This window comes from Kitasatospora sp. NPDC001132 (genome assembly GCF_053598415.1).
The window spans coordinates 1-13,718 of sequence record NZ_JBSFKF010000021.1; the positions used below are offsets into that span (position 1 = coordinate 1).

General features: G+C 71.2%; 10 protein-coding genes and 1 pseudogene. 4 read left to right on the top strand and 7 right to left on the bottom strand.

The genetic code is table 11. The annotated features are described in order from the left end of the window. Window positions 1-529: 529 nt before the first annotated feature. Complete coding sequence (locus ACWDBE_RS25035; protein ID WP_449809111.1) at window positions 530-832, top strand: hypothetical protein; 303 nt, start codon at window positions 530-532, stop codon at window positions 830-832. A gap of 18 nt (window positions 833-850) precedes the next feature. Here the strand turns inward: ACWDBE_RS25035 and ACWDBE_RS25040 are convergent, their stop codons facing one another. From ACWDBE_RS25040 to ACWDBE_RS25065, 6 genes are all read right to left on the bottom strand, one after another. Next, window positions 851-2,605, bottom strand: coding sequence for a beta-galactosidase (locus tag ACWDBE_RS25040; RefSeq protein ID WP_449809112.1), 1,755 nt, complete (start codon window positions 2,603-2,605; stop codon window positions 851-853). A gap of 37 nt (window positions 2,606-2,642) precedes the next feature. Then, window positions 2,643-4,604: a glycoside hydrolase family 5 protein gene (locus ACWDBE_RS25045; RefSeq protein ID WP_449809113.1), complete on the bottom strand. Its 1,962-nt coding sequence runs from the start codon at window positions 4,602-4,604 to the stop codon at window positions 2,643-2,645. Between the two features lie 97 nt (window positions 4,605-4,701). After that, complete coding sequence (locus tag ACWDBE_RS25050; protein ID WP_449809114.1) at window positions 4,702-5,547, bottom strand: carbohydrate ABC transporter permease; 846 nt, start codon at window positions 5,545-5,547, stop codon at window positions 4,702-4,704. Window positions 5,548-5,552: 5 nt separating this feature from the next. After that, the gene (locus ACWDBE_RS25055; RefSeq protein ID WP_449809115.1) at window positions 5,553-6,539 is read right to left on the bottom strand and encodes a carbohydrate ABC transporter permease; all 987 of its coding nucleotides are present in this window, start codon (window positions 6,537-6,539) and stop codon (window positions 5,553-5,555) included. Further along, a complete protein-coding gene (locus tag ACWDBE_RS25060; RefSeq protein WP_449809116.1) occupies window positions 6,539-7,810 on the bottom strand; it encodes an ABC transporter substrate-binding protein in 1,272 nt (423 codons plus the stop codon). Before ACWDBE_RS25060 ends, ACWDBE_RS25055 begins: the two co-directional genes overlap by 1 nt. Before the next feature lie 174 nt (window positions 7,811-7,984). Next, window positions 7,985-9,142 carry an ROK family protein gene (locus ACWDBE_RS25065; protein ID WP_449809117.1) on the bottom strand — a complete coding sequence of 386 codons (1,158 nt, stop codon included), beginning with the start codon at window positions 9,140-9,142 and terminating at the stop codon, window positions 7,985-7,987. A gap of 171 nt (window positions 9,143-9,313) precedes the next feature. Between ACWDBE_RS25065 and ACWDBE_RS25070 the strand changes: the two genes are divergently transcribed. Both ACWDBE_RS25070 and ACWDBE_RS25075 read left to right on the top strand, forming a co-directional pair. Next, window positions 9,314-11,431, top strand: a complete 2,118-nt coding sequence (locus tag ACWDBE_RS25070; RefSeq protein ID WP_449809118.1) for an alpha-galactosidase — start codon at window positions 9,314-9,316, stop codon at window positions 11,429-11,431. Window positions 11,432-11,466: 35 nt separating this feature from the next. Then, entirely contained in the window at window positions 11,467-12,327 is an 861-nt protein-coding gene (locus ACWDBE_RS25075; protein WP_449809119.1) for an alkaline phosphatase family protein, read from the top strand. A 141-nt stretch (window positions 12,328-12,468) separates the two neighbouring features. Here the strand turns inward: ACWDBE_RS25075 and ACWDBE_RS25080 are convergent. After that, window positions 12,469-13,065: pseudogene (locus ACWDBE_RS25080) on the bottom strand (phytanoyl-CoA dioxygenase family protein); the annotation flags it as partial. A gap of 101 nt (window positions 13,066-13,166) precedes the next feature. On the opposite strand from ACWDBE_RS25080, the gene ACWDBE_RS25085 reads away from it, so the two are divergent. Then, entirely contained in the window at window positions 13,167-13,652 is a 486-nt protein-coding gene (locus ACWDBE_RS25085; RefSeq protein WP_449809120.1) for a hypothetical protein, read from the top strand. The last annotated feature ends 66 nt before the right edge of the window (window positions 13,653-13,718 follow it).

Sequence of the window (13,718 nt, forward strand, 5' to 3'; positions counted from 1 at the left end):
ACACCGCGCCGACGGCCCGCCGTGAAGCACCGGAACCGGACAACCTGCCTTCAAGGACTACGAGAACCACCCAAGACTCGCAGAACGCCCTCTGAAAACACCAAACTCACAAGCTCGTTGACATCGCGCATGCCATGCCAACGACGACCGTCACCCTTCGTTACCACCGGATACGGGGCAGAGCCCTTCTGCGAGTGTCGGTGGGTCTAGTCGTACTTGAAGGCAGGTTGTCCGGTTCCTGTTCGGCACGGGTGCGTCCTCCCCTGGGCGTCCGGGATGCGCGGTCGAGCGCCCCGACTTGAGCAGACCGAAGCCTGGCCGGTGCAATGGCACACTGGGAAGGGAATCGGCATAACGAATGATTAAAGCCAATTCTGTGAAATCAGTTCAGGAGAACGGAGTGTCGGCCGACAGTTGGTGGTCAAGGCATCGCCGACCGGGGAGGGTTGGGGCCGCGCCGACGGAACCGATTGCGCAGGGAGGTCGTCTCACGGCCACACCGTCCGCCAGAATCGGGAGATCCCACCGCATGCACCGACACAGAGCCGTGGGAATCGTCGTCCTCATCCTCGCCGCGCTCGGAACCGCCTCGGCCTGCGACGCGGACATGGGCGGCGACGACCAGCCCGCCAGCCCGACCACGGCTCCCACCACCGCCGTCACGGCGCCGCCCCACACCGCGACTCCTCCCCCCGCGGCCGCCACCTCGTCGCCCGCGCCGATGCCGTCCCTCGACGTCGAGAACCCGACCGACCTGGTCCACGACTCCGCCGCCTCGCCCACTCGCCCGGCCGGCGGTGTGGTTGCTCGGACGGGCGTGGGAGGCAGTTGAGTCCGTGGTGTGTGCGCCTCAGTCCTCGGTGGGGCCCAGGTCGGCGGTGCCCCGCAGTTCGACCGTGCGGGTGGTGGAGCCGTGCAATTCGAGCACGGTGATCTCGTTCCGGCCGGCCTTCAGGACCGGTGCGGGGACGTAGAGCGTGGTCTGCGGGCCCCGGGACCAGTACCGGCCGAGCGCGAAGTCGTTGATCCAGACCTGGCCCTTGGTCCAGCCGTCCAGGGCGATGAAGCCGTCGGCCGACTGTTCGATGTCCAGATGTCCGCGGTGGAAGGCCGGGCCGACCGGGGGCGCGGCGGACTCGAACGCGGTGAAGGACAGTCCGCCCAGCTCGTCGAGCGGCAGCGGCCGGCTGTCCCAGCTCTCCGGGGCCCGCCCGTTGACGGCGACCTCGCCGAGCAGCCCCTTGCGGTCGTGCATGCCCTGGCCGTAGTTGACCCTGCCCTGGTTCTCCACCAGTACGGACAGCCGCGCGCCCCGGCGGGGGGCGTGGAAGGAGAGCGTGTGCTCGTGGCTCTCGCGTTCCAGGACGCCGACCGGCTGGCCGTCGACGAAGACCTGGGCGCGGTCCTGTACCTCGGCGATGTGCAGGACGGCCGGTCCGGCCGCCGGGAGTGCCGTCTCGTAGAGGGCGAAGCCGAAGGACTGGCCGAGCTGTTCCATGGTCTGCGGTCGGTCGGCGTGCACCGCGTCGCCGAGCCGCTCGCGCTGGTCCAGCAGGCTCGCACAGGTGGTGAGTTCGACGGTGGTCGGGGCGAGCTTGGGGGCGGGCCCGGGTGCCGGCTCCGCGGGGACGGGAGCGTACCTGGCGATCACCTCGCGGAAGGCGGTGTACTTGGGGGTGGTGTCGCCGGCCTCGTCCAGCGGCGCGTCGTAGTCGTACGACGTGACGGTGGGGCGGTACGTGCCCTTGTCGTTGGCGCCGTTGGTGAAGCCGAAGTTGGTGCCGCCGTGGAACATGTAGATGTTCACCGAGGCGCCGGCCGCGAGCAGCCGGTCGAGGTCCGCCGCGGCGTCGGCGGCGCTGCGGGTGACATGGGTGCCGCCCCAACGGTCGAACCAGCCGATCCAGAACTCGCTGCACATCAGCGGCCCGGACGGCTGTTGCGTGCGCAGTTCGGCGAGCCCGGCGTCCACCCGGCTGCCGAGGTTGACGGTGCGCAGGACGCCGTCGAGGCCGCCGCGTGCCAGGTCGGAGGGCTGATCACAGGTGAACAGCGGCACGTTGACTCCGTGTCGGTCCAGCATCTCCGCCAGGTCCTCGAGGTAACCGGAGTCGTCGCCGTACGCGCCGTACTCGTTCTCCAGCTGGACGGCGAGGATCGGGCCGCCGCGGGTGGAGAGATACGGGAGAACGGGCGGTAGCAGGGCGCCGAGGTAGGCGTCGACCGCCTCCAGGTAGCGCGGGTCGCGGCTGCGCAGTTCGATGTCCTCGTCGACGAGCAGCCAGGAGGGCAGGCCTCCGCCCTCCCACTCGGCGCAGATGTACGGGCCGGGGCGGAGCAGCACGTGCAGGCCTTCGGCGGCGGCGAGGTCGAGGAATCGGGGCAGGTCGAGACCTGCGTCCAGCCGGAACTCCCCGCGCCGGGGCGCGTGGAGGTTCCAGGGGACATAGGTCTCGACCGTGTTCAGCCCCATCAGGCGCGCCTTGCGGAGCCGGTCGGCCCACTGCTCCGGATGGACGCGGAAGTAGTGCAACCCGCCGGAGATGATCCGCAGCGGTCGGTCGTCGAGACGGAAGCCGTCTGCGGCGATCTCCAGTCGTGGCATTGCCGTGGTGCTCCTTGCGATCGAGACGGTTGTCAGGTCAGCTCAGCGGGCGGCAGAGCAGGGTGTCGGGGACTCCGCCGTGGTTCCACTTCCAGGTGTAGGCCACGCCGGCGAGGTACTCCTTGTCGGCGCACTGGCCTTTGTAGTAGCCGGGTGCCCAGTCGCTGGCGGTGGAGCCGCCGGTGGCGGGGCGGTTGTCGCCGTGGTCGAACCAGGCGTTGCGCCCGGTGGTCGGCAGCGGAGCTGCGGCCGGCGCACAGAGCAGGGCGGACATCGCGTTGCTGTGGGCGCTGTAGCCGACGGCGTAGGTGTTGTCGGGGCACTGGAGCTTGTTGTAGCCCGGGGCCCAGTCGCCGTGGGTGACGTAGCGTTCGTCGGTGACGGTCACCCAGTCGCCGGCTCCGGCGGCGGGCTGGCCGGCGTCGGTGCACAGGCCGCGGCTGTCGCCGCGGCCGAGGCCGACCAGGCGCTCGGTGTCGGGGCAGTTGCCCTTGCGGTTGCCGTTGGACCAGTCGCCCTGGGCGAGCATGCGGGTGGAGACGTTCTGGTCGCCGAAGTCGAGGTCGAGCATGTTCCAGTGTGTGACCGGTGCCACCGGGCCGGTGAGGCTCGGCGCGTTGATCAGCTTGTTCCAGTCGGCGGCCCGCCAGTCGCCGGGGTCGCCCAGGCCGAGCCGCTTGCCGGTGGCGTCGTAGGAGAGCAGTGCCCAGTTGTCCTGCGGGTTTCCGTTGGCGTCGCTCCAGCCGACGACCGGCCACTGGGCGAAGTCGGTGTCGTTCTTCACCAGGATGTCGGTGAAGTTGTGGAACCAGGCCTGCTCCTTGGCGTTGGTCGAGCCGCGGCCTGCCGCGCCGAACTCGCTGACCCACACCGGCGCGGTGAAGTGCTGGCCGGACTGGGTGACGAACAGTGCCTCGTCGTTGACGACCTGGGCGAGCTGCTCGGGGGTGAAGTCCTGGTAGCGGGGGTCGCTGGTGGAGCCCGGGCCGCTCTCCGCCCCGGTGTTGGAGGGCCCGGTGTAGGCGTAGAAGTGGGCCGCGTAGACGAGCTTGTCCGACCGGACCAGCGTGTTCGAGAGGGTGCGCACCGGGGTGAGCATCGGCCGTTCGTGCCAGGTGATCGCGGTCGGGATCCCGGACCAGTTGATGCCCTCCATGATGACCAGCATGTCGGGGTCGGCAGCCAGGATCCGGTTGCCCGCCTCCTCGAAGGCGGCGTACTCGTCGTGGGAGTCGCCCCAGCCCCAGTTGGGGTTGTCCCAGGTGTCACGGCGGACCTCGTTGCGCAGGTCCGCGCCCACGACACGCTTGTTCGTCCGGTACCGCTGCACCATGAACAGCCAGTCCGCCTCCCACTGCTCGGTGGACTGGCTGCTGTTCCACCGCTCGTTGCCGTCCAGGCCGCAGCAGAAGCGGTAGGTGGTGGTGTGGTTGTTGAGGATGACCGCGAAGCCGTCGGCGGTCAGCGCGGCAACCACCGCGTCGTAGACCTGCAGCGGGGTCTTGCCCTTCAGTTGCGGGTTGGCGGCCACCGCCGCGTCCGGCACGGTGCTGGTGTCGTGGATCAGCGCGTTGGCGAAGGGCAGCCGCATGCTGTTGAGGCCCAGGCCGTGGAAGTCGGCCAGGATCTGCGTCAGCGGTGTCCGGTCCAGGCCCAGCGGGATGTTGTGCGACACCTGTCCCGCCTGGTTGTTGGCCGGATCGTTGACGTCCCCGCTGCCCTCCCAGGTGCCCTGGGCGCCGGCCCAGTTGCCGGCCTTCAGCTTGAAGCGGTCGCCGTTGGCGTCGACGACGTACCGGCCCCGGGTGCTCAGCGGACCGGTCCATGAAGCCGCGAGCTGCGTCCCCGTCATGACGGACGCGGTGGTCGAGGCGGTGGTGGGGGGCGCTGCGGCGGAGGCGGACGTTCCCCCGAGGGCGAGGGTCACCGCGGCGGCCGCGGCGGGCAGGATTCGGGCGAAGGGGCTTCGGACGGTGGGAGGCGAACTGTCTGACCTCATGGTTTCCCCTCCAGGGGTGGGGGTGGGGCCTCGGATCTTCAGGTGGTGCGGCCCGGATCGGACGGTCCGGAGTCACGGGGGGCGGACCGGGGGCGGCTCAGCCCTTGAGTCCGCTGGTGGCGATGCCTTCGACGATGTAGCGCTGGGCGACCAGGAACATGGCCACCAGCGGTGTGATGGTCACGACGGCTCCGGCGAACAGTCCGGGCAGGTTGATGGTCTGTGAGGTGAGGAAGGTCGACAGGGCGATCTGGGCCGTCCACGCGGACGGGTCCTGGCCGATGACGAGCGGCCACAGGAAGGAGTTCCAGCTGTCGATGAAGGCGAGCGCGCCGAGCGAGGCCAGCATCGCTCCGGACGACGGCAACGCGATCCGGCGGTAGAGGCCGAACCAGCCGAGCCCGTCCAGGCGTCCCGCTTCCTCGATCTCGGTGGGGAACTGGAGGTAGAAGTTGCGGAAGAGCAGGACGGCGAAGGGGTTGAACAGCCCGGGTGCGATGATTCCCCACAGCGTGTTGACCCCGCCCATGGAGCCCACGAGGACGAAGGTGGGCACGAACGTCACCGAGCCGGGGATCATCAGCGTGGCCACCACCAGGGCGAGCAGGACGCCGCGTCCGGGCACCGGTATCCGCGCGAGGGCGTATCCGGCGGCCGAGGCGAGGATCGTCGACACCGGGGCGGTGATCACGGCGATCAGCAGCGAGTTGCCGAGGGCCTGGCCCATGTGCAGGGCGGGGTCGCTGAAGAGCGAGCTGAAGTTCTCCCAGTGCATGGCCGACGGCCACCAGGTCCACTGCGGTGACGTCAGGCCCCGGGAGTCCATCAGCGCGTTGCGCAGCATCAGGTAGAAGGGGGCCAGGAACACTGCCGTCAGCAGGCCCGCCAGCACCCCCCGCGCGCACCGGCGAACTACCTGCGACAGCTCTCGCGTGCTTCTCATTCCACTCACTCCTCACCCTTGCCGAAGCCGGTGACCCGGCCCTGGAGCAGGGTCACCCCGACGATGAGGGCGGTGAGCACGAAGGCTCCGGCCGATCCGAGACCGTAGTTCTGGGCGCCCATCGCGGTGTCGTAGAGATAGACCAGCGGGGTTCGGACCGGGGCCGTCGACGCCCCGGACAGCCCGCTGTTGAACAGGTTGTAGAACTCGTCGAACGCCTGGAAGGCGGCGATGAACTGCAGCATCAGGACGGCCACCGAGGTGTTGCGCAGCATCGGCAGGGTGATCCTGCGCAGCAGGCGCAGGCCGGTGGCGCCGTCGAGTGCGGCGGCCTCGTGGATCTCCTTGGGGATGCCCTGGAGGCCTGCCAGGAAGAGCACCATGTAGAAGCCGACCTGGAGCCAGAGGCGGAGGGTGACGAGGACGACCCAGTACAGCGGCGGCGACGTGGTCTGCAGCCACGGGACGGCGGACATGCCGAACCATCCGCCGATGGTGTTGGCGATCCCGGCCGGCAGACCGTTGAACAGGCACATCTTCCACACCAGGGACGCCGCGACGTAGGAGACGGCGGCCGGGATCAGGAAGGCGGTGCGCAGCAGGGCCCGGCCGCGCCGGATCCTGTGCACCAGCAGCGCGAGTCCCAGCGAGGCGGCGAACGTCACCGGCACGATGAACAGCGTGAACAACAGGATCTGGACGAGCGATGTGCGGAACACGGCGTCGGAGAGCAGCGCCTGGTAGTTGTCCAGGCCGACCCAGTGGCCCAGGGCGATGGTGCCGCGGGCCTCGCTGAGGCTGAGCAGGAAGCTCCAGCCGATCGCGACGTACTTGAAGACGCCCACGCCGATCAGCAGGGGCCCGGCGAGGAGTGCGAACGCTCCCCAGGCACGCCAGTCCGTGCGGGGCCGGCGGGTGGGGGCGCCCTGCGGCCGGGCCGTGGGGCGCCGGGCACGCTCGTCGGGCAGCGTGGTCGAGGCTACGGGCTTCATCAGGCGCGCTGCTTGTCGATCTCGCTCTGGGCCTGCCTGGCCGCGTCGGCCAGGAGCGAGGACGCATCCCCCTGCCCGCTGACGATCTTCGACGCGGCGGCGCTGAACAGGGAGCTCACCGCGCTGTTCCAGGTGCCGGGGTTGTGCCGGCCGTACGTGGCGGCCAGTTCGACCGTCTCCTTGGCGGTGCCCTGGGCGACCTTGTCAGCGGAGGCGGCGACGGACTTGCGCGGCGGAATGTGGAAGCCGTAGCTCTCCGCCCAGTCCTTCTGCAGGTCGGTCTGCTGGATCCAGAGCCACTGGACGAACTTCTTGGCCGCGTCGACGTTCTTGCCCTTGGCGTTGACGCAGCTGGTCCAGCCGCCGACGCGCACGACGGGCGTGCCGCCTGGCCGGTAGGCGGGCCAGGGCAGGACGCCGAAGTCGTCGCCGAGCGCGGTCCTGATGGCGGGCATCGACCAGAGGCCGCCCCACTGCATCGGGGTGACGTTCTGCACGAGGGCGGCGGGATCCCACCAGTCGGTGGTGAAGCCGAGCAGCAGGGACTGGTCGTCGTGAAGACGCTTGAGGCCGGCCACGGCCTCGGCGGCCTGCGGGGAGCCGAAGACGGCCTTGCCGTCGGCTACCAGGTCGCCGCCGTTGGACCACACCGCCATGATGGCGCTGTCGCCCAGGCCGTCGTTGCCGAGGAACAGGCCCTTGGTGTTCTTGGTGGTCAGGGCCTTGGCCGCGGCGACGAGCGCGTCGAAGGTGGCGGGCGGGGTGATGCCGGCCTTGGACAGCGCGCTCTTGCGGTAGTAGAGCATCATGACGTCGTCGATCATCTTGACGCCGTAGAGCTTGCCGTCGACGGTCGCCGTGTCGAGGTCGCCCTGGTTGAAGTCCGACTTGGCGCTGCCGTAGAGGTCGTCCAGCGGGGCTATCTGGCCGTGCCAGGCGAGGCCGTCGTTGAAGTCGCCGATCTCGAAGACGTCCGGGGCCGCGTCGGTGAGCAGGGTCGCGCTGAGCTTGCCGGCGTAGTCGCCCGGGGTCCAGGTGACCTTGACCGCGATGTCCGGGTTGGCCTTGGTGAACGCGGCCGCGTAGCGGGTGAGGGCCTGCTGGGTGCCGGCCTCGCCGTAGGCGTGGGACCAGACGTTCAGGGTGGTCTTCGCCCCGCCGGAGGCCCCGCCGGTCGGGTTGCTGGTGCAGCCGACCGCTGCTCCGGCGACGAACAGGACGGATCCGCCGAGGAATCCTCTGCGGCTAAGCTGGGATGTCTGTGCGCTCACTTCGCATCCTCCAGGCTGAGGGTGTGGGGGTGTGGGTGGTTGTCCGGCGTGGCCGGTGTCCGACGTTCACGGCTGGCAGGCGGTGCCGGACATCGGTCGTGCCGGAGGCTCGGGTTGGTGATCGGCGGATCCCCGGTTGCCCGGGGCGGCGTGGTGGCGGTTCGCCAGGGGCCTTCAGGGCAGGAGGGCCTGGATGCCGACGACGGCGGCTCCGCGGGCCCACTCCTCCCAGGAGAGTGGACGCAGGGTCAGCGGGCACCTCGCCGCCGCCTTGAAGCAGTGTGCGGCGTAGGCCTCCTTGATGTGCGTTCCGAAGAGGTCGTAGGTGTCGAGTCCTTCGCCGGTGACGACGACGCGCTCGGGGCCGAGCAGGTTGACCAGGGTGGCGATGCCGGTGCCGATCGCGCGGCCGGCCCGGGCGAAGGCGTCGCGGGCGGCGGGTTCTCCGCCGCGGGCGAGCTGGACGGCACCGTCGAAGTCGAGGTCCGGGTCGTCGGTGGAGCGGCGGACGGTGGCGAGGATGGCGTCGCTGGAGGCGACGGCCTCGACGCAGCCGACCTGGCCGCAGTGGCACCGCGGCCCGACCGGGTCGATGCTGATGTGCCCCATCTCGCCGGCGACCCCGTACGCGCCGGTGACCAGCTCACCGTTGACGACGATCCCCGAGCCGATCCCGGCTCCGATCGTGACCAGCGCGAAGTACTCGGTGCCGATGCCCTCCCCGTACCAGTGCTCGGCGGCGGTGAGGGCCTTGACGTCGTTCTCCACGGTGACGATCAGACCGGTCGCCGCGGCGACGGTCTCCGCCAGCGGCACGTCGCGCCAGCCGGGGAGCACGGAGTAGCGGACGCGCCCCCTGGGGCGGTCCACGTCGCCGGAGACCGCGATGCCCAGGTGCCGGGTGCGGGCCCGGTACTCGGGTCTCGCGTCGAGGAGTTCACCGACGAGGTCGGTCAGCAGCGCGCACACGGCGGCAGGGTCGCGCTCGCCCAGCGGCCGGACGGCGGTGGTACGCATCCGGGCCCGCAGATCGCAGACCGTGCCGAAGAGGGTGTCGGCACTGATCTTCACACCGACGAAGAACTCCCGGTCGGGAGTGACGGCGAGCGGGTTGACGGGACGTCCGGCCCCCGGAGCGGTGCGCTCCGGGGGGAGTTCGTGCAGGTAGCCGTCGTCGATGAGTGGTCGCGCGGCCTTGGTCACCGCGGTCGAGGACAGGCCCGTCCGGCGGGCCAGCTCCACCCGGCTGAGCGGGCTCTCGGCCAGCAGCAGGGCGAGGACGGCGGTTTCGGCCGGTGCGGTGACCAGTGGCCGCGAGTGGTTTGGAAACACGGCCGCAACCTACCGGTAAATAAATAACTTCGTCCAGTATTGATTTCCCTTCCGGGCGGTCCTACGCTCTGGCCCAACTCCGGGCGTTTCCATCGTCGTTCACCATGGCGACCGGCCGCTTCCGGTCCGCGTCCGACCCCCAGCGTCGCTCGACACCCCTCAGGACCTCCTGTGCCCACCACGCCCTCATCCGCTTCCTTCGACCCCGCCCGCGGGCTGGCGGTCCTACGGACCCCGAACAGCGTCTACGCCGTACGCATCGGCGCTGACGGCAGCCCCCGGCATCTGCACTGGGGGGCACCGCTCGACACCGACGCCCTCGGTGGACTGCCGGCGGCCGCCTCACCCGCCGCGAGCAGCTTCGAGGCAGACCCCGCACCGGACGAGCTGGCCCCGCAGACCGGTGCGCGGTTCGGGCCCGCCGGCCTCCAGGTGCGATTCGCCGACGGCACCCGCGGCGCACAGTGGTCCTTCAGCGGGCACACGGTCCACGGCGGGGAGCTGCGCCTGCGCCTGGCGGACCGCCGCTACCCGCTGGCCGCCGAGCTCTGCTACCGCGTCCGCCCCGACAGCGACGTCATCGAACGATGGGTGGAACTCACCCACACCGGTGCCGACGACGCGGGCCCGATCAGCGTCGACCGGCTGGACTCGGCCTCCTGGACGACGCCGGCCCTGCCCGACTACCGGCTCAGCCACCTCGTGGGCGGCTGGAACAGCGAGTTCCAGCTGCACCGCGACCGGCTCCCGGTCGCCGAGACCGTGCTCACCAGCCGACGCGGCGTCACCAGCCACCACGCCAACCCCTGGCTCGCCCTCGACGACGGCACCGCCGACGAGGAACACGGCGAGGTCTGGAGCACCGCCCTGGCCTGGAGCGGAAGCTGGCGCATCACCGTGCACCGCGACCCGGTCGGCCGGACCACCTGGACCGGCGGCTTCGGCCACGAGGGACTCACCTGGACCCTCGGGCCCGGCGAGAGCCTGCACACCCCCGTCTTCGCCGGCCTCCACACCCGCGGCGGCTTCGGCGGCGCCAGCCGCGCCTGGCACACCCACCTGCGCACCGCCGTCCTGCCCGACCCCGAGCGTGACCGACCCGTCGTCTACAACTCGTGGGAGGCCACCGGATTCGACGTCGACCAGGCCGGCCAGCTGCGCCTGGCCCGACTGGCCGCCCGCCTGGGCGCCGAACTCTTCGTCCTCGACGACGGCTGGTTCGGCGGCCGTACCAGTGACCGCGCCGGCCTCGGCGACTGGAAACCCCGGCCCGAGGCGTTCCCGGACGGGCTGCGCCCACTGGCCGACGAGGTTCACCGCCTGGGCATGGCCTTCGGACTGTGGGTCGAGCCGGAAATGGTCAACCGCGACAGCGAGCTCCACCGCGCCCACCCCGACTGGGTCGTCCACGCCCCCACCCGGGACGCCACCGAGCTGCGCAACCAGCTCATGCTGAACTTCGCCCGCCCCGACGTCGAGGCCTGGGCCCACCGCACCCTGGACCAACTGGTGCGCGAGAACGACATCAACTGGCTCAAGTGGGACGCCAACCGGGTCGTCACCGAAGCCGGCTGGGCCGGCCACCCGGACCCCGACCGGCTCTGGATCGACCACACCCGTGCCGTCCACCGGATCATGGACCGCCTCCGCACCGACCATCCGGGCCTGCGCATCGAGGCCTGCGCGGGCGGCGGCGGACGGGCCGACCTCGGCATCCTCGCCCGCACCGACCAGGTCTGGACCTCCGACAACACCGACCCCGTCGACCGGATCGGCATCCAACACGGCTTCAGCCAGCTCTTTCCCGCCCAGACCATGGCCGCCTGGGTGACCGACAGCCCCAACCTCGCCACCGGCCGCACCACCCCTCTGCGGTTCCGCTTCCACGTCGCCATGGCCGGCGCGCTCGGCCTCGGCGCGGACCTCACCGCCTGGTCCGAGGAGGACCTCGACGAGGCCGCCGCATTCGTCGCCCGCTACAAGGAGATCCGCCCCCTGGTCCAGCACGGCCGCCAGCACCGCCTGACGGGCCCCGGAGGAGTGACGGCCGTGCACTACGCGTCCCAGGACGGCGCCGAACACGCCGTCCTCGCCTGGCGCCCCGCGACCCGGTTCGGCCACCAGCCCGCCGGCCTCGCCCTGCCGGCCCTGGACCCGGCGGCCCGCTACCTCGACGTCGACGAGGGCACCACCCACAGCGGTGCCGTCCTGACCCGGCGGGGCATCGACCTCCGGCTGCCCGCCGGCGACTACGCCAGCCGCCTGATCCGGCTGCGCCGGACGATCTGACCCTTCGCCACCCTCCTCACGAAGGACCCGCGCACATGGCCACGCCCCGCGTCCTGGTCGTCGGCATCGACGGCGTCCGCCTCGACCTGCTGCCGCTGCTGGACACCCCGCACCTCGACGGGCTCGCGAACGCCGGCTTCCTCGCGCCCGTCCACGTCGACGACAGCACCCCGACCATGTCGGGCCCCTGCTGGACCACGATCGTCACCGGCGTCGGCGTGGCCAAGCACGGCGTCTGGGGCAACAACTTCACCGGAAACCGGCTCGGGGTGTTCCCCGACTTCACCACCCGGCTCGCCACCGAACACGGGCTGCGGACCTTCGCCGCCGGCGGCTGGGAACCCCTGTTCCTGGCCCGGCAGGGCGGCCCGGTCTTCGCGGCCCCGAGCCGGCTCGCCTACATCGCCCCGCGCGAGGACTCCCCGCAGGCCTGGGAGGAGTGCGACCGGAGCGTGACCGCCGAAGCCGTACGGGCACTCATCTCCGGCGAGGACCTGGACGCCTCCTTCGTCTACCTCGGCGCGGTCGACGAGACCGCCCACTTCCTCGGCTGCGGCCCCGAGTACCGCCGCGCGATCGAGACCGCCGACCGACGCCTCGGACAGCTCCTCACCGCCCTGCGCGAGCGGCCCGACGCCCGGGCCGAGGAGTGGACCGTCATCGCGGTGACCGACCACGGCCACCGCGACGAAGGCGGCCACGGCGGCCGGAGCCCGCTGGAGCGCACCGCCTGGATAGCCGCGAGCGGTCCCGGCCTCACCCCCTCCACCAGGCCGGACAGCCTCCACCACGCCGATGTCGCCGCCCACGTCTACGCCGCCCTGGGAATCGCGCCCGACCCGCACTGGACGCTCGACGGACGGCCCTTCCCCACCCTCACACCGCGAACCGCCTGATTCCTGCGGGCCGGGCTCCTTGCGGCGTTCGACGGTGGCGCCGTCAGACGCGCGCCACTCCGCGGCGGACTACTCGTCCGGCCGATCGGGCTCGTCCGAGCAACCTCCCCCGACGAGGGTGAGCGTGGGGGTAGCCCGGCGTCAGTGCGGGCCCGATTCCTCGGTGCCGCAGGGGCCGCCGGCCGTCGATGCGGGCAGTTCGACCGGCTCCCCGCCCATCGTCAGGGTCGGGTACCACGTCGAGATGCGCTCGGTCGAGCGTCCGGTGTAGTGGCAGATGAAGCTGCGCCTGAACCGGTCGGCTGTGGTGTTGGGCTGCGAGCCGTGCACCAGACTGCCGTTGAAGAACAGCACGTCCCCGGGGTCCATGTCGACCGGGTGGCGCGACAGGCCCGGCGGTGGCGGCACGTATTCGCGGGTGAAGGAGGCGGTGCCGTCGGCGTCCTCGGGGCAGAACAGGTCCATGCGGTGTGTCCCGGGCACGACTTCCAGTCCGCCGTTGGCCCGGTCGGCCCGGTCGATCGCCAGCCAGGCGGCGACACAGGTGCCGGGCTCGACGCGGAGGTAGAAGTCGTCCTGGTGCAACGCCTGGCCCCGGGCCCCCGGCGGCTTGAAGTAGAACATGCTCTGGGCTGCCAGCGGCTCCTCACCGAGCAGTTCACGCAGGACGGCGGCGACGCGGTGGTCCAGCAGACGGCGCAGGGCGAGGGGGCTCACCCGGTGGGGGAGTATCTCCCGGTCACTAATTGAGATGCGGAGGCCCGGGGGGCTGTCCGACAGTCCGTCACTCCTGGCCCTCGGCCAGGGTAGACCCCGGTTGCTACGCCGGAAGCCTGGTCGTGGCACTCTGCGGAGTCCGCCGCCGGTATCCGCCTGCCGCCTCGCCCTGCCCCACGACCCCGCCAAAACCCACCACCTCCCCCGCCGGCCAGCGCCGACCCCACCACGACCTCGGTCTGCAAGCCCTCTACGACCTTCACCAACCTCGCTACCGCGACTACGCCGACCTGCTTCTTGCCCCTGCCGACGCCGACCTCGCCTTGCGTGCCACCCAGGACTACCTCACCTCCGAACGGACCCACGCCGTCGGCACCGCGAACCCTCGCGCCTTCGCCTGGCAGGCCCTGCGCCACCGCGTCTGCCTCCTCGCAGGCCCGGGCCCTCTGCGCCCCCTGGCCCACCTCACTCCCCGGCAGCAGGACATCGTGCTCCTGCACCACGCTCTCACGCTGCCAGCGGAGGAGGTTGCGCACCTGACCGGCACCGAAGCCGCCGCCGTACGCGCCGAGATCCGCGCGATCGCACACTCCCACCACGGCGCCTGAGCACGTCAGCTCCGGACGGCCTGGAGCCACCAGGGCCCGGGACAAACGCGCCGCCACGCCGAAGAG

Excerpts from the sequence above, each read along its gene's own strand:
- ACWDBE_RS25035 (WP_449809111.1), top strand. The coding sequence starts at position 530 with ATGCACCGACACAGAGCCGTGGGAATCGTCGTCCTCATCCTCGCCGCG.
- ACWDBE_RS25040 (WP_449809112.1), bottom strand. The coding sequence starts at position 2,605 with ATGCCACGACTGGAGATCGCCGCAGACGGCTTCCGTCTCGACGACCGA.
- ACWDBE_RS25045 (WP_449809113.1), bottom strand. The coding sequence starts at position 4,604 with ATGAGGTCAGACAGTTCGCCTCCCACCGTCCGAAGCCCCTTCGCCCGA.
- ACWDBE_RS25050 (WP_449809114.1), bottom strand. The coding sequence starts at position 5,547 with ATGAGAAGCACGCGAGAGCTGTCGCAGGTAGTTCGCCGGTGCGCGCGG.
- ACWDBE_RS25055 (WP_449809115.1), bottom strand. The coding sequence starts at position 6,539 with ATGAAGCCCGTAGCCTCGACCACGCTGCCCGACGAGCGTGCCCGGCGC.
- ACWDBE_RS25075 (WP_449809119.1), top strand. The coding sequence starts at position 11,467 with ATGGCCACGCCCCGCGTCCTGGTCGTCGGCATCGACGGCGTCCGCCTC.